The sequence below is a fragment of the Paractinoplanes ovalisporus genome (genome assembly GCF_016834655.1).
GTDB classification, from domain to species: Bacteria; Actinomycetota; Actinomycetes; order Mycobacteriales; family Micromonosporaceae; genus Actinoplanes; species Actinoplanes ovalisporus.
Map to the genome: position 1 here is coordinate 16,856 of NZ_JAENHP010000008.1, position 13,990 is coordinate 30,845.

Genomic DNA, 13,990 nt, shown 5'->3' on the forward strand with positions numbered 1-13,990 from the left:
TACGACGGAAAACCCTCTCGCCCGGGAGCGCGACCGGCTGTCACGATCACCCCATGCTTCAGGCAGTGGGAACCCGGATCGGCTGGCGCGACCTGCCCGCCGAGGTGCGGCAACGGATCGAGCGGATCATCGGCGGGCCGGTCGTCAAGGCCGTGTCCCAGAGCGGTGGCTTCTCCCCCGGCACGGCCGACCGGGTGGCCACCGCCGACGGCCGGCGCGCCTTCGTCAAGGCCGTCTCGCCCGCGATCAACGAGCGCTCGGCCGAGCTGGCCCGCCAGGAGGTGGCCATCACCTCCGCACTGCCCGGCCACATCCCGGCTCCGCGCGTGCTGGGCTCGTTCGACGACGGCGACTGGGTCGTGCTGGTCCTCGAGGACATCGAGGGAACCCAACCCCGTACGCCGTGGGAAGAGCGCGACATCGACGCCGCCGTGACCGCCCTCACCGAGCTGGCCGAAGCGCTCACGCCGGCGCCTTTGACCGTCCCGCCAGTCACCGATGAGCTGGTCGAGGGTTTCGCGGGCTGGCAACGCCTGGCCGACGACCCGCCGGCCGACCTCGATCCGTGGGCCGCGGCCAACCTGCCCGCCCTGATCGCCGCGTCCGAGCGCGGGCTGGCGGCGCTGAGCGACGGCGACACGCTCGCGCACTGCGACATCCGGGCCGACAACATTCTCGTACGCCCGGACGGCCGCCTCGTGATCGTCGACTGGCCGTGGGGCGCCACCGCACCCGTCTGGTTCGACCGGGTGCTGCTGGCCCTCAACATCACCGTGTACGGCGGTGATCCCGAACGGGTGATCGCGGACCTCGACCGGCGGACAGTCACCGACCTGTTCGCCGGATTCGCCGGGTTCTTCCGCGACATTTCCCGGCTTCCCCCGCCGCCGGGGCTGCCCTCCGTGCGCGCCTTCCAGCGGTGGCAGGCCGACGAGTTGCTGCCCTGGATCCGTCGCGAGCTGTGACGGAAAGGTGCACGTCGTGACACCGAATTCATCGGCGTGAACCGAAGAAAGGTCACCTCCGTATCCCAGCGCGCCGGCACCGGGCGGCACGCACCGGATGGGAGGTCGAGCACACTGCTCCGGGGCTCGCAGGTCAGGGCACTAGGCTGGGTGGTCGGGCTTCGGCGTGGCGGCCCGGACCGGCCTCACTTCACACGGATCGGAACAAGATGAGCGACCAGGCCAAGGTGCGAGTCCTTCTGTTGGAGAGCATCCATCCCGACGCGGTGTCCCGGCTCGAGGCCGAGGGCTACGAGGTCGAGTCCCTCCGCAACGCCCTCGACGAGTCCGAGCTGATCGCTCGCATTCCCGGTGTCAAGCTGCTCGGCATTCGATCCAAGACCAAGGTCACCGCCAAGGTGCTCGACGCCGCCGACAGCCTCGTCGCGATCGGCGCCTTCTGCATCGGCACCGACCAGATCGACCTCACCGCCGCCTCGGCCAGTGGCGTGGCCGTCTTCAACGCGCCGTTCTCCAACACCCGCTCGGTCGTCGAGCTGGCGATCGCCGAGATCATCTCGATGACGCGACGGCTCACCGAGAAGAACACGCTCATGCACGCCGGGGTCTGGGACAAGTCGGCCGACGGCGCCCACGAGATCCGCGGCCGGCGGCTCGGCATCATCGGCTACGGCAACATCGGCACCCAGCTGTCGGTGCTGGCCGAGAACCTCGGCATGTACGTGTCCTTCTACGACACGGCCGACAAGCTCGCGCTGAGCAACGCCCACCGCTGCGCCACGATCGAGGAACTGCTCGAGACCAGCGACGTCGTCACGATCCACGTCGACGGCCGCCCCGGCAACGCCGGTTTCTTCGGCGCCGAGCAGTTCAAGCGGATGCGCGAGGGCGCCCTGTTCCTCAACCTGTCCCGCGGCATCGTGGTCGACCACGTCGCGCTGCGTGAGGCCCTCGAGAGCGGCCACCTGGCCGGCGCGGCGGTCGACGTCTTCCCGACCGAGCCCAAGGGCCGCGGCGACGAGTTCGTCTCCGAGCTGCGCGGCCTGCCCAACGTGATCCTCACGCCGCACATCGGCGGTTCCACCGAAGAGGCGCAGTCCGACATCGGCGGTTTTGTGGCCAACAAGCTGGCCGCCTTCGTCGAGGAGGGCAACACCACCCTCAGTGTGAATCTCCCCGGCGTCGCCTTGCCCGAGCAGGCCGGTCAGAGTCGCATCGGGCACGTCCACGTCAACACGCCCGGCGTGCTGGCCCAGGTCAACAGCATCCTGGCCGAGCACAAGGTCAATGTGGAGGGCCAGCTCCTGAGCACCCGCGGCGAATACGGCTACCTGATCACCGACATCAGCGGCGGCTTCAGCGACGACGTCCTCGAACGCCTGCGCTCCATGGAGCAGACCGTCCGCCTGCGCGTCCTCTCCTGACCAACCGAAAGGGCGCCTTCTCCCACCCGGGAGGAGGCGCCCTTTCGGTTGGTTCAGCCGTTCTCGACCGTCAGGTTGGTGATCGGCGCGCCCGCGCCGACGTCGTAGCGGTTCTGCACGGCCCAGTTCTTCGGGGTGACTGTCGAACCGGCCGGGACGTCCGTCAGCGTGCGACTCCCGGCCACGATGGTCTTGGCGCCGCCGCCCACCTTCACCCGCACCGGGCTGCCGCTCGGCGACGTCAGGACGAGCTTCTCGACCGCGCCGTTCACCTTGATCGGCACGGTGCCGGACGGACGGGCGAGGCTGATCTCGGCCTTACGCATGCCGCCGACCATCTCGAGCCCGCTGATCTGACCGCCGCTGAGGTTGATGACCTGCTCCTCGGCATAGCCGGAGAACCGCAGCCCCCACAGCACCTTGGCCGCCAGCACCACGTTGATCTCGCCGCCGGTGCCGTCGCCGTCCTTGGTGACCTGCAGCTTGACGTCGTCGTTGCGGATCGTGGGGTCGGGCCGGAAGCCGGCGTCCTCCGGGGTCGAGATGCGGAACAGGTCGTCCCCGAGCTCACCGATCGTGACGTTGACCCGGTTCGTGGCGGCCAAGACCTCGAAGGTGGCCTGGCTGCGGTTGTCGAGCGGGGCGGTGACGGTGCGCTCGCCCGAGTCGCCGCCGGCGCCGAGCTGCAGCACCGAGTCGAGCTTGCCGTTGTTGCCGGTGAAGTACGTGACGCCGACGATGCCCCCGGCCACCAGGACGATGAGGCTCAGCATGACGATGCCGACGGTGACCGCGCGGGACTGGCGGGGTGCGGGCGGCGCCTGGACGGCTACCCGGCGCTGCTCGCCGGTCTCGGCCGGACGGTCCTCGGCTTCGAGGAACCGCCGGAACTCACCCGTGTCGGAGGCGCGCCGGAACTCCCCCGACCCGCCGTCGGCCCCGGCAACCCGGCGGAACTCGCCGGTGTCACGCCCCGAACCGGTGTCGGTCGCGCGCCCCGAGCCGAAGCCCGCCAACCGGCCCGAGCCGCCGCCGGTCGTCCATCCCGAACCGGTGGCGTCGGTCGCCCGCCCCGAACCGGCGGTGTCAGTCGTCCATGCCGAACCGGCGATGTCGCCCGCCCGCTCCGAACCGGTGCCGGTCACCCATGAAGAGCCGGCGCTGGTCTCGGACGTACGGCGGAAATCGTCACCGTCCGTCCCGGAGACCCGGCGCTGCTCCCCCGTGTGCGTCGACACGCGGCGCACCGGCAGGTCGGGCGCGCCGAGCCCGGTCGGCGACGGAGCCGCAGCCGACGGCGCGGGCTCCGGAGCCACGGTCGGCATCGGAGGCGCGGCCGGCGAGGTCGGTGACGCCGGGTGACGTACGGGTGAGATCGGGCTCGACGTGAAGCCGAACGAGATGCGGCTGTTGCCGCCCGGGGTCGCCGGACCGTAGTCCGGCGCGCTCACCGCGGGCGTCTCGCCGGTGGACGGCTCGGACGAGCCGAACCACGGCGGATCATCCGCCGCCGGACGGGCCGGCGGCCGTCGGTACATGGTGTCGCGGGAGCCGCCGTGCGGCGATCCCGTTGTCGACGGCTCGGCCACCGCCACATCGGACGGTGTTCCGCCAGCCGCTGCTCGGTCAGCTGCTGTCCGGTCCACGTGAAGCCCTTCCCTGAAACCTGAATTCGGCGCCGCCTCTCGGCAGGCATCCCCCAGGAACAGGTACGGATTTCACGTCTTCCCGGATGAGTACCGAGAAGAACTACTTACAGTTACTGCCGGCCGGGTCGTACCAGGCCACGCCGGGTGGCGATCGCGACCGCCTCGAGCTGGCTGTGCGCGCCCAGTTTGGCCAGAACCGCCTTCACGTAACCGCGGCACGTGTGCAGGCTGATGCCGAGCCGCCGGGCGATGGCCCGCGCGTCGAGCCCGGCCGCCATCAGCTGGAGCACTTCGTCCTCACGCGCGGTGAGACCGCCGCCACGGGGACCGACCACCGGGCTGGTGCTGCGCAGCAGACGGGCCAGGATGTCGGTGGAGACGGTCATGCCGCCGCCGTGGGCCGTGCGCAACGCGTTCAGCACGTCACCGAGCGCGCCGTTCTTGGACAGGAAGCCCGCCGCCCCGGCCGCGGTGGCCCGGCCGACAAGAGCCGATTCATCGCTGGCAGTGAGGATCACCACACGTGTGTCCGGTTGGCGCACACGGAGCAGTTCCGCGATGGCAATTCCGTCCGCATCGGACAAATCGGGGTCGAGCAGAATCACGTTGGGACGCAGCTCGGCGGCGAGCCGGAGGGCCTCCGCGCCGGTGAGCGCGTGCCCCACGTACTCCAGGTCAGGCTGGCCGGCCAGCGCGTGTCCGAGCAGCTCGGCAAACGTCTGGTGGCCGTCCACGACGAGCACGCTGATCGCATCGCCGTTAGTCATGCGCCACCTTTCCCCGAATCCGACCGTGGAGAAGTCTAAGGAGTACCGGCTCTCATCTTTGCCGTACCAACAGCCGGGTGGTGCACCGGCCCGGATCCGTTCCGGCGGTACGCCCGATGACCGGATGAGGCCGAGCGGCCGCGATAACCAGTCTTTCGGGTGAGGTCACCCCCCGCATTGGGGCTTGCCGCTATAACTCTCTCACCCGCAGAGTTCCGAAACATGTTCGACATCCAGCTTTTCGGCCGCGTCGAGGTCCGTACCAGGGGGATCCTCCTGGCCGGGACCGATTTCGGCGGCGACCACCCGCGCCGCATCCTGGCTCTGCTCGCCCTCCGGGGCGAAATGTCCACCTCGGAGCTGGCCGGCCTGCTGGGAGAAAAGAAGAAGAATGTCGAAACCGACATGTCGGTCCTCCGTGATCACCTGGAGCCCGGAAGCACCCCGAACGACTCCGTGGTGCGCCGCCGGGCCGGCCGCTGGTCGCTCGACCCCGACCGCGTCCGGGTCGACGTCGCCCGCTTCGACGAGCTGATCGCCGCCGCCGCGAGCCGCCCGGCCGAGCGCGCGGTCAAACCGCTGGCCGCGGCCTCGTACGTCGCGTCCCGCCCCCTGCTCGAAGACGAGGACCAGCCCTGGGCCACCGCGGCCCGCGCGGAGTACGACGCCAAGCTCGCGAGGCTGTGACCCAGGTCAAGGCCCGGCAGTGACGCCACGCAGGGATGTGACGCAGGTCAATTAGCGCGCGGCGGCGGCTGGAGCGGCGCAGAATCGCCGCGTGCCGCAGCCCACGACCACGCTCCGTCCGGCGCCCCTGGCCCCGGAGATCTCCCTGCATCTCGCCGCCGACTCGACCGGCCTGTTCGACTCGGCGGGCGGCGAGTTCCGCAGTGACGAACCGCCGCCGTTCTGGGCCTTCGTCTGGGCGGGCGGCCAGGCCCTGGCCCGTTTTCTGCTCGATCATCCGGAGACGGTCGCGGGACGACGCGTACGGGATCTCGCAACCGGAAGCGGCATCGCCGCGATCGCCGCCGCACGGGCCGGCGCCGCCGAGGTCTCCGCGACCGACATCGACCCCGCCGCCGTCCGAGCCGCGCACCGTAACGCCACCGCGAACGACGTCACGCTGAGTGATCTCTCGGCGCCGGTCGAGGTCCTGCTGGCCGGTGACGTCTTCTACAGCCCCTCGGTCGCCGAAGAGATGACCCAGCGCCTGCGTGCCGCCCGCCGGGAATCGGCCGAGGTGCTGGTTGGCGACCCGGGCCGGGGGTACTTCCCCGAACGGCTCTTCGAGCGCGTCGCCGAGTACGCGGTGCCCGTACCGGCTGCTCTGGAGGAAGCCGAGACGCTCGTCACAGGAGTCTGGCGCATGCGCTGATGCTTTCACCACCCAACCAGTTGTACGGTGCATGCAACTTATCGCCGCGGAGAGAACGGCAGATCGTGCACGAATCGGATACTCAGGACGTCATTCCGCAGTTGGCCGACGAACTTATGCGGTTCGCCCGTGTCGTCGCGCGCGCCAAGAGCATGCTGAACGTCGGAGACCTGGGTGCGGAATTCTCGGCTCTGATGCTGCTGTTCCCGCTGCGTTTCCGGGGCCCGCTCCGGGCGACCGATCTCGCCGAGATCAAACAGGCCGACCCCTCCACGGTCAGCCGCCAGGTCGCCCAGCTGGTCAAGGCCGGACTCGCCCGTCGCGAGGCCGACCCGGAGGACGGCCGCGCCTCACGGCTCGCGATCACCGAGGCCGGCCTGGCCGCCGTCGAACGGCTCCAGGAGGCCCGCCAGGCCTGGCTGCGCGAAGCGCTCGCCGACTGGCCGGCCGATCGGATCGCCGCCTTCGCCGGTCACTTCGCAGAATTCAACAGCTCGGTCGAGGCTCACCTCGCCACACCACGGGAGAACTCGTGAGCAACTCCAACGCCGCCGCGCCGCCCGCCAAGGCGTCCGTGGAATTCACCCACCGGCAGATCCTGACCATCCTGGCCGGTCTGATGATGGGCATGTTCCTGGCCGCCCTCGATCAGACGATCATGGCCACGGCCACCCGGACCATCGCGGACGACCTGCACGGCTTCGACATCCAGGCCTGGGCCACGACGGCCTTCCTGATCACGTCGACGATCTCGACGCCGCTGTACGGCAAGTTGTCCGACATCTACGGGCGACGGCCGTTCTTCCTGTTCGCGATCGGCATCTTCGTCGTCGGCTCGTTCCTCTGCGGCCTCTCGCAGAACATGTACGAGCTCGCCGCGTTCCGGGCCATCCAGGGCATCGGCGCCGGCGGTCTGATGTCGCTGGCGCTGGCCATCATCGGCGACATCGTGCCGCCCCGCGAGCGCGCCAAGTACCAGGGCTACTTCCTGGCCGTCTTCGGCACCGCGAGCGTGCTCGGCCCGATCCTGGGCGGCTTCTTCGCCGGCGCCGACAGCATCCTGTGGGTCGACGGCTGGCGCTGGGTGTTCTACCTCAACGTCCCGATCGGCATCGCCGCCATGGTCGTCGTCGCCCGCGTGCTGCACCTCCCGCACCACCGCGTCGACCACCGCATCGACTGGCCCGGCGCCGTCGCCCTGATCGTCGGTCTCGTGCCGCTGCTGACCATCGCCGAACAGGGCCGCGCCTGGGGCTGGGACTCACCGCGCGCGTTCATCTGCTACGTCATCGGCGCGATCGGTCTCGTCGCTTTTGTGCTCGCCGAACGGGCGTACGGGGACGAAGCTCTTCTGCCCCTCCGCCTGTTCCGCAACCGGACCATCGCCGTCGGCGCCACCTCCAGCACGATCCTGGGCATGGCGATGTTCGGCGGCCTCATGACCGTCCCGCTGTACCTGCAGATCGTGAAGGGCTCGTCGGCCACCATGGCCGGCCTGCAGATGATCCCGTTCGTGTTCGGCATCATGTCCGGCTCGATCATCTCGGGCCAGCTGATCGCCCGTACGGGCCGTTACCGCATCTTCCCGATCATCGGCAGCACGCTCATGGTCGCCGCGCTCGGCCTGTTCGCCACGATCGGCGCCGACACCCCGCTCTGGCGCACCATGCTGATCATGGTGCTGATGGGCCTGGGCCTGGGCGGCAACATGCAGCCCATGATCACGGCCGTGCAGAACGCCGTCTCCCCCCGCGAGATCGGCGTCGCCACCAGCTCGGTCACGTTCTTCCGCTCGATGGGCGGCACACTCGGCACCGCGGTCTTCCTGTCGGTCCTGTTCAACGTGCTCCCCGGCAAGATCCAGTCGGCCTTCCAGAGCGCCCAGTCGACCCCCGAGTTCCAGGAGTCGCTGCGTCAGAACCCCGCCCAGGCCCAGCTTCTGCCCCAGGGCGGCAGTGGCGAGCTCAGCGACACGTCCTGGCTGAACCAGCTCTCCGACGTCGTCGCCCACCCGTTCAAGGTCGGCTTCTCCGACGGCATCCAGGTCGTCTTCCTGCTGGCCCTGGCCGTGATGGTGATCGGCCTGATCGTCGTCCTGTTCCTGCCCGAGATCCCGCTCAGCATGCGCTCGGCCCAGCAGCAGCGCGCCGACGACGCCCTGGCCGCCGAAAACAGCATGGGCGTCCCCGGCGAGGTCGGCGCGGGTCCCCTGAAGGACGAGGACGTCGCCGAGCCGGTCCCCGCCACCAAGGACACACCGAAGTAGCCCGTTCCTCCCGAAGCGCCGCCAGCCATCTCTACCGGGCTCGCGGCGCTTCGCTTTTCCCCAGACCCAAAGACAAAGACGGATGTCGTAGCGGGGTGGTGGGTACGGACCGCTGCTCACGCCGAGGGCCACGGCCCGGCGAGCTGGCCGCTGGCGCGTCCAAATCGCTCCCCGACCCGCGGCGACGTGCGTAAGTGGTCACGCCCAAACCCAGACCCCGCCGACAAGCTCGCCGAGTCCCCGCCACTCCCCCCGAGCGCCCACGCAAGATCGCTGAATCCCCGCCCGGGCGTCCCGCACAAGATCGCTGAATCCCCGCCGCTCCCGCCCGGGCGCCGCACGCAAGATCGCTGAGCAGCCGCCGCCTCCCCCGCCCGCCCAGGGAAAATCGGGGCTGACGCTACCGCTTGTCAAACCCGCTTGGGTGCTTGTCCACAGGGTCGTGCGTTGTCCACAGGGCGGCGAGCTCGGGCCCGGGCCGCGGCCGCGGCCGCTAGCTTTGGCGCATGGCTGTTGTGAAGATCAACGCGATCGACGTTCCCGAGGGCGGAAGTGCCGAGTTCGAGCAGCGGTTCGCCGCGCGTAAGGGCATGGTCGAGAAGGCGCCCGGCTTCCTGGCGTTCGAGCTGTTGCGGCCGGTCGGCGGCGAGACACGCTACTTCGTCTACACGCGGTGGGAGTCCGAGGAAGCGTTCCAGGCCTGGTCCAGTGGCAGCGGCCGGGCCGCCCACGCCGGTGAAGGTCAGCGTCCCCGGCCGGTCGGAGCCAGCGCCAGCCTGCTCGAGTTCGAGGTGATCCAGCACGTCGACAAGCCCACCGCCTGACGCGGCGGGTGGATCAGGCGTTGCGGGCGGCTACGGCGATCAGGCGGTCGGCTACGGCCTCGCGGTCCAGGCCCAAGCGCTGGGCGGTGTCGCGCAGGACGGTGTAGGCCTCCTGCACGCCGCAACCGCGCTGGGCGATGATCACGCCTACCGCGCGGTCGACCGTGGCGCCGGAGCCGAGGGCGTCGCGGCGGCGTAGCTCGTCCAGCAGCAGCTCGGCCTGGCCGGCCACGGCCATCGCGGTCAGCAGGTGGTCGGCTCCGGGGGCTCCCACGGCGTCGAAGTAGAGGCTCATGGCGCCTACCTCGGCCCGGGGCAGGTCCAAGGGCACGGCCGCCACGGCGTGCACGCCCTGGGTCTTCGCGGCTTCGGCCAGGTCGGGCCAGCGGGCGTCCGTCGACAGGTCGGGGACCGTGACCACGGCACGGGTCCGGGCCGCTTCCAGGCCGGGGCCGGTCGTGCCGGCGGTGTACTGGATCTCGTCGATCGAGGCGCCCGCGGGGCCGTGACCGACGTGGGTGAGCGGGCCGCCCTCGCCGATCAGGACGATCGAGCACCGTACGGCGCCGGGGATCGCGCCCGCGGCGAACACCGCCAGCCGTTCCAGCGCCTGGTTGAAGTGGTCGGCCGAGAGCAGACCGGCCGTGAGTTCGTGCAGCAGTCCGGCCAGCTCCACCGGGTGCGAACCGGCGGAAGCCGCACGGGCCACGGAGCGGGTACGCCGGGGCCGGGTCACCACACGGGCGGGACCACGGTCCGGGGGCGAAACCCGGCGATTTGGGGCAGACACGCGGGGCATCCTGCCATGACCATCGACGATCACGTAAGTGCTGTGCCTCTACCGGGTGGTTTCGCCGGAGCGGCGGCGCTCCAGGAACGAGTCGGGTGCGGCGTCGGGGTTGTCCTCGCGCTCGTCGGACTCGGAGAGGATCGCTTCGGCCTGAGCCCGCGGGTCCTCGCTGCCGGTCACCTGCTCCTCGGGGAGCAGATCCGCGGCGCGCTGCCCGATCCGGTCATCAGTCATAGAAGATCAACTACCCAGGCCGAGCTACAAGAAACCCCGAAATGGGAGGACGCGGGCGGAAAGGGCCGGAAAAGCAGTGCGCCGCCCTCGGGATGAACCGGGGGCGGCGCGGATGTCGGTGTGCAGGTCGCCTCGCGGCGAGTGGCTCAACACGGCTCCAGCCGAACGGTATTCCGTGAAGGCAATGGGTGAGGCCCGGGGACACTGGGCACACCGACATCTGTCATCAACGATCGGACCCCGGCCCCGATTCCGTTAGTGAATGTGACGCCGACCACAGCGTTTGGCGAACGAGCAGCCGGGTAGCCGCACAGCTGTGACCGATGAGATTCACGTGCTGGACACGTTCCTCGACGACGCCTTCGACGGGCAGGAGCGCCTGAGCAGCGCGGACCTGCAACGCCGGGCCGTTGCCGCTGACCTCCCGGCCATGGCGCTCACCCGGGTCGACGCGCTGCCCGAGGGTGAATACGCCCAGGACGAAGCGGCCGAAGCCCTACGCGCGCTGGAGGTCTGAGCAATGGAGCCGATCGGGGATCCGGACGAGCAGCAGGACTTCGCCGACGAGCACGACAGCACCGCCGTCGACGAGGACGTCACCGCCGGTCAGGACGACGACGCCGAACCTGAGAGCCCGGAGGGCTGGGCCGGCCTCGAAAACGAAGGCCCACCGTAAACGGGCGAGCAGAACCGTAAGCGGGCGAGCAGAACCGTGGGCGAGCAAGAAGAGCCGCAAGCGAGCAAGAAGCACCACGGAATGCGGGCGCGGAAGCACGGCATGAACAGAGGCCCGGACCACCACGAACGGCGGTCCGGGCCTCGACCCGTACGAGGGAACGCTTTTAATCGCCCTCGGCGGCCTTCTTGGCGATGTCGTAACCAAGCTGGAGGAAGTCGGACACCGCGGTCGCCGTCAGGGTCACGGCGGCCAACCGGGTCAGCCGGGGCGCCAGCACCAGGCCGCCGGTCAGACCCGTCGCCACCCATACGGCGAGGCAGAACGGGCAACTCACCAGCTCGCCGATCCCATGCTTGAGCGAGCTCTCGTGGTGGCGCACCTCCTCGTTGAGCTCGGCGGCACCGGCCGGCTCGGCATAGCGGGTGAAAGGCGCGCGCAGAGGACTGGTGACGGCGTCCTTGGCCAGCAGACGACTCAGTTTGTGGGTCGCCACCGACAACAGGATCACGTCGGCCGCTGACGGCTGCGAGAAGGGCTTTCCGGTTACTTTCGCCGCGCCGGCCAACGACACGGCAAGGGCTCCGAAAGCTCCCATGGCCGCGGCGTAGCCGCCGAGCGGGCGATGATCGTGGGGGGCGTACGACTGCCCGACGCGCGCCATCCGCGCGCGCAGCGACTGCATCAAGAGAGATCCCCTAGAAGTCCTGGGTGAGCCGGTCCTGGTCGACCTCGCGGCCGGGGTAGCGGGTGATGTACTCGGTCTCGAGTTCGGCGGTGCGTTTGAAGTGGTTGCTCAGCGCGGCGTCGGGGCCGTGCCGCAGGGTGGCCAGCCGGGCGCGGTAGAGGCTGGCGAGTTCCCGGAACAGGTCCTCGTCGTCGAGCCCGGCCGGATCGATGCCGTTCTCCATCAGTGGTGCGTCACCACGAGCGTCTGTCATCCCCGTCGGTTGCCCATGCAAGAGGTCACCTAACCCCGCCGGTACGCTTGGTGGCCATGAAGGGCCTGTGGACCCCGGCGTGGATCGCCCGGCATGTCCTGGCGGTGGTTCTGACCACCGGCTGCCTGGTGCTGGGCTGGTGGCAGTTCAGCCGCGCCCAGTCGGGCAATTCGATCAGCTGGGGCTACATGTTCGAGTGGCCGGTGTTCGCGGCCTTCGTCGTGTTCCTGTGGTGGCGCGAGGTCCAGCTGTTCCGCAAAAAGGGGACAAAAGAGGTGACGCCCGAGGAGCCCGAGAAAGAAAGGCTCCCAGGTTCGCCTGTTACCGTCGGCCGGCCGGTGCGCGTGGCGACGCGGTCCACCACGGATGACGACGACCCCGAGCTCACGGCCTACAACGACTATCTCGCCTGGCTCAACGCCCACCCGGGCGCCCGCCCGAGCGACTATCCCGGATAGGACGGACGAACGTGCAGGGTGCCCTGACCCGATACCGGATCATCGCGTGGATCGTCGGCGTGGTCCTGCTCGCGCTCGTCGTGGTCGGCATGCCGCTGAAATACCTCGCCGACAACCCGGTCGTGGTCGAGGCGGTCGGCCCGGCCCACGGCTTCCTGTTCATGGTCTATCTGGTGGCCACGTTCGATCTTTCCCGGCGCGCGCACTGGTCGTTCAGCCGGATGCTGCTGGTGATGCTCTCCGGCACGATCCCGTTCCTGTCGTTCTGGGCCGAGCGTAAGGTGAGCCGGGAATGGGCGCACACCGGCGAGCTGGCGAAAAGTCCAGTTTGACAGCCCAGTTCGACGCATTGCTGCCGTCGAATTACTAGCTGTTATCGGGATCATTCACGCAAAGTGGGCCATTGTCTTAAATCACTCTGTGACCCCTTGCATTTGAATCTTTCGCCGATAGGTTAATGCGGTTGGTTCGGTCCGCAGCCACTCCCCCTGGTGGCGCCGGCCAACGCCGCCGAATCGAAATCGAGCCGGGGAACCACGTTCCCGGGGTGAATCCGCGCCCGCGCGGTAGGGCTCCTTCCGGCCCGAACCCGTCAGCTAACCCGGTAGGCGGCCAGGCGGAAGAAAGGCCACTGACCGGTGCCCCACCCCCGTACGAGGCTTCGGGTCCTCGTCGTCGCGGCGATGGCTGCCGCGATCACCGGCTCCTTCGTGACGCCCGCGCAAGCGGCGCCGTCCGCCACGGAGCTCAAGAAGCAGATCGAGGCGGCGTCCAACAAGCTCGAGGACGTCACCGAGCAGTACAACGCGATGCGCGTCAACCTGAAGAAGACCCAGGCCGACGCGGTCAAGCTCCAGGCTTCGCTCAAGCCCGCCCAGGAAGCCCTGAAGGTCGCGAGCGCTCAGGTCGGAAACCTGGCGACCACGTCCTACAAGCAGGGCCGGGTCGGGCCGATGAGCGCGCTGCTGAGCGGCACGCAGGACGGCATGATGGACCGGATGAGCTATCTGGACATGCTCACCCGCTCCAACCAGCGTGACATCGACACCTTCACCGAGGCCACGCAGAACTTCAGCGAGCGGCAGGCGGCCCTGAAGGCGACGCAGACCAAGCAGACGGCTCAGGTGAACGCGCTGGCCGCCCGCAAGACGTCGATCCAGAAGGACCTCAAGAAGCTGTTCGCGATGCGTGAGGCCGCGTTCGGCCAAGGGCAGGAGTCGGGCAGCAAGTACAACGGACCGATCCCGAACATCTCCGGCAAGGCCGGCGTGGCGGTGACGTACGCGTACAACCAGATCGGCAAGCCGTACCTGTTCGGCGCGGACGGTCCGGGCAGCTTCGACTGCTCCGGTCTGACCTCGGCGGCGTGGCGGGCGGCGGGCAAGTCGCTGACGCACCAGACCAAGTCGCAGTGGAGCGAGACGACCCGCATCAGCCGGGACGACCTGCAACCGGGCGACCTGGTGTTCTACCGCAGTCTCGGCCACGTCGCGATCTACGTCGGCGACGGCCAGATCATCGACGCGCCGCACTCGGGCACGGTGGTCAAGAAGCGGACGATCAACATCATGACGCCGTACGGCTACGGCCGCGTCACCTGATCTGATCGCGCGTACGG

Annotated in this window: 17 protein-coding genes, 1 pseudogene and 1 riboswitch; of the genes and pseudogenes, 12 read left to right on the forward strand and 6 right to left on the reverse strand. The window is 69.3% G+C overall.

The features are described from left to right. Positions 1 to 53 precede the first annotated feature (53 nt). Together JIG36_RS24315 and serA are read left to right on the forward strand one after the other, a co-directional pair. Positions 54 to 965: a phosphotransferase family protein gene (locus tag JIG36_RS24315; RefSeq protein WP_203378709.1), complete on the forward strand. Its 912-nt coding sequence runs from the start codon at positions 54 to 56 to the stop codon at positions 963 to 965. A gap of 209 nt (positions 966 to 1,174) precedes the next feature. Continuing rightward, positions 1,175 to 2,389 (forward strand): phosphoglycerate dehydrogenase, encoded by a 1,215-nt coding sequence (serA, locus tag JIG36_RS24320; protein ID WP_203378710.1) that lies wholly within the window; start codon positions 1,175 to 1,177, stop codon positions 2,387 to 2,389. 53 nt (positions 2,390 to 2,442) lie between these two features. Here serA and JIG36_RS24325 read toward each other — a convergent pair whose 3' ends face one another. Beyond that, positions 2,443 to 3,978 (reverse strand): hypothetical protein, encoded by a 1,536-nt coding sequence (locus JIG36_RS24325; protein ID WP_203378711.1) that lies wholly within the window; start codon positions 3,976 to 3,978, stop codon positions 2,443 to 2,445. A 170-nt stretch (positions 3,979 to 4,148) separates the two neighbouring features. Then, positions 4,149 to 4,805, reverse strand: coding sequence for a response regulator (locus JIG36_RS24330; protein ID WP_202997129.1), 657 nt, complete (start codon positions 4,803 to 4,805; stop codon positions 4,149 to 4,151). Between the two features lie 222 nt (positions 4,806 to 5,027). Between JIG36_RS24330 and JIG36_RS24335 the strand changes: the two genes are divergently transcribed. From JIG36_RS24335 to JIG36_RS24355, 5 genes are all read left to right on the forward strand, one after another. Beyond that, complete coding sequence (locus JIG36_RS24335; protein ID WP_203378712.1) at positions 5,028 to 5,492, forward strand: AfsR/SARP family transcriptional regulator; 465 nt, start codon at positions 5,028 to 5,030, stop codon at positions 5,490 to 5,492. A gap of 91 nt (positions 5,493 to 5,583) precedes the next feature. Continuing rightward, a complete protein-coding gene (locus JIG36_RS24340; RefSeq protein ID WP_203378713.1) occupies positions 5,584 to 6,183 on the forward strand; it encodes a class I SAM-dependent methyltransferase in 600 nt (199 codons plus the stop codon). A gap of 65 nt (positions 6,184 to 6,248) precedes the next feature. Continuing rightward, entirely contained in the window at positions 6,249 to 6,719 is a 471-nt protein-coding gene (locus JIG36_RS24345; RefSeq protein WP_307872894.1) for a MarR family winged helix-turn-helix transcriptional regulator, read from the forward strand. Further along, entirely contained in the window at positions 6,716 to 8,449 is a 1,734-nt protein-coding gene (locus JIG36_RS24350) for an MDR family MFS transporter (protein ID WP_203378715.1), read from the forward strand. Before JIG36_RS24345 ends, JIG36_RS24350 begins: the two co-directional genes overlap by 4 nt. A 506-nt stretch (positions 8,450 to 8,955) precedes the next feature. Beyond that, positions 8,956 to 9,273 carry an antibiotic biosynthesis monooxygenase family protein gene (locus tag JIG36_RS24355; protein ID WP_203378716.1) on the forward strand — a complete coding sequence of 106 codons (318 nt, stop codon included), beginning with the start codon at positions 8,956 to 8,958 and terminating at the stop codon, positions 9,271 to 9,273. Positions 9,274 to 9,286: 13 nt separating this feature from the next. Here JIG36_RS24355 and JIG36_RS24360 read toward each other — a convergent pair whose 3' ends face one another. Both JIG36_RS24360 and JIG36_RS24365 read right to left on the reverse strand, forming a co-directional pair. Continuing rightward, positions 9,287 to 10,063, reverse strand: a complete 777-nt coding sequence (locus tag JIG36_RS24360; RefSeq protein ID WP_307872895.1) for an ANTAR domain-containing protein — start codon at positions 10,061 to 10,063, stop codon at positions 9,287 to 9,289. Between the two features lie 48 nt (positions 10,064 to 10,111). After that, complete coding sequence (locus JIG36_RS24365) at positions 10,112 to 10,297, reverse strand: hypothetical protein (RefSeq protein ID WP_203378718.1); 186 nt, start codon at positions 10,295 to 10,297, stop codon at positions 10,112 to 10,114. Positions 10,298 to 10,613: 316 nt separating this feature from the next. Between JIG36_RS24365 and JIG36_RS24370 the strand changes: the two genes are divergently transcribed. Together JIG36_RS24370 and JIG36_RS24375 are read left to right on the forward strand one after the other, a co-directional pair. Further along, entirely contained in the window at positions 10,614 to 10,814 is a 201-nt protein-coding gene (locus tag JIG36_RS24370; protein WP_307872896.1) for a hypothetical protein, read from the forward strand. Positions 10,815 to 10,817: 3 nt separating this feature from the next. Further along, positions 10,818 to 10,973, forward strand: coding sequence for a hypothetical protein (locus JIG36_RS24375; protein WP_203378720.1), 156 nt, complete (start codon positions 10,818 to 10,820; stop codon positions 10,971 to 10,973). Between the two features lie 166 nt (positions 10,974 to 11,139). Here JIG36_RS24375 and JIG36_RS24380 read toward each other — a convergent pair whose 3' ends face one another. Further along, positions 11,140 to 11,658 (reverse strand): DUF1360 domain-containing protein, encoded by a 519-nt coding sequence (locus JIG36_RS24380; protein ID WP_203378721.1) that lies wholly within the window; start codon positions 11,656 to 11,658, stop codon positions 11,140 to 11,142. Between the two features lie 13 nt (positions 11,659 to 11,671). Next, positions 11,672 to 11,977 (reverse strand): annotated as a pseudogene (locus JIG36_RS24385) (DUF6158 family protein); the annotation flags it as partial. On the opposite strand from JIG36_RS24385, the gene JIG36_RS24390 reads away from it, so the two are divergent. From JIG36_RS24390 to JIG36_RS24400, 3 genes are all read left to right on the forward strand, one after another. Beyond that, on the forward strand, positions 11,971 to 12,372 hold the full coding sequence (locus tag JIG36_RS24390) for a hypothetical protein (RefSeq protein ID WP_203378723.1): 402 nt from the start codon (positions 11,971 to 11,973) through the stop codon (positions 12,370 to 12,372). The pseudogene JIG36_RS24385 and the gene JIG36_RS24390 sit on opposite strands and share 7 nt — an antisense overlap. A gap of 11 nt (positions 12,373 to 12,383) precedes the next feature. Beyond that, a complete protein-coding gene (locus JIG36_RS24395; RefSeq protein WP_203378724.1) occupies positions 12,384 to 12,704 on the forward strand; it encodes a DUF3817 domain-containing protein in 321 nt (106 codons plus the stop codon). Between the two features lie 166 nt (positions 12,705 to 12,870). Then, a riboswitch (cyclic di-AMP (ydaO/yuaA leader) is annotated at positions 12,871 to 12,998 on the forward strand. A 57-nt stretch (positions 12,999 to 13,055) separates the two neighbouring features. Further along, positions 13,056 to 13,973 carry a C40 family peptidase gene (locus tag JIG36_RS24400; protein ID WP_203378725.1) on the forward strand — a complete coding sequence of 306 codons (918 nt, stop codon included), beginning with the start codon at positions 13,056 to 13,058 and terminating at the stop codon, positions 13,971 to 13,973. Positions 13,974 to 13,990: the final 17 nt, after the last annotated feature.

Excerpts from the sequence above, each read along its gene's own strand:
- JIG36_RS24355 (WP_203378716.1), top strand. The coding sequence starts at position 8,956 with ATGGCTGTTGTGAAGATCAACGCGATCGACGTTCCCGAGGGCGGAAGT.
- JIG36_RS24315 (WP_203378709.1), top strand. The coding sequence starts at position 54 with ATGCTTCAGGCAGTGGGAACCCGGATCGGCTGGCGCGACCTGCCCGCC.
- JIG36_RS24375 (WP_203378720.1), top strand. The coding sequence starts at position 10,818 with ATGGAGCCGATCGGGGATCCGGACGAGCAGCAGGACTTCGCCGACGAG.
- JIG36_RS24400 (WP_203378725.1), top strand. The coding sequence starts at position 13,056 with ATGGCTGCCGCGATCACCGGCTCCTTCGTGACGCCCGCGCAAGCGGCG.
- JIG36_RS24390 (WP_203378723.1), top strand. The coding sequence starts at position 11,971 with ATGAAGGGCCTGTGGACCCCGGCGTGGATCGCCCGGCATGTCCTGGCG.
- JIG36_RS24380 (WP_203378721.1), bottom strand. The coding sequence starts at position 11,658 with ATGCAGTCGCTGCGCGCGCGGATGGCGCGCGTCGGGCAGTCGTACGCC.
- JIG36_RS24330 (WP_202997129.1), bottom strand. The coding sequence starts at position 4,805 with ATGACTAACGGCGATGCGATCAGCGTGCTCGTCGTGGACGGCCACCAG.
- serA (WP_203378710.1), top strand. The coding sequence starts at position 1,175 with ATGAGCGACCAGGCCAAGGTGCGAGTCCTTCTGTTGGAGAGCATCCAT.
- JIG36_RS24335 (WP_203378712.1), top strand. The coding sequence starts at position 5,028 with ATGTTCGACATCCAGCTTTTCGGCCGCGTCGAGGTCCGTACCAGGGGG.
- JIG36_RS24365 (WP_203378718.1), bottom strand. The coding sequence starts at position 10,297 with ATGACTGATGACCGGATCGGGCAGCGCGCCGCGGATCTGCTCCCCGAG.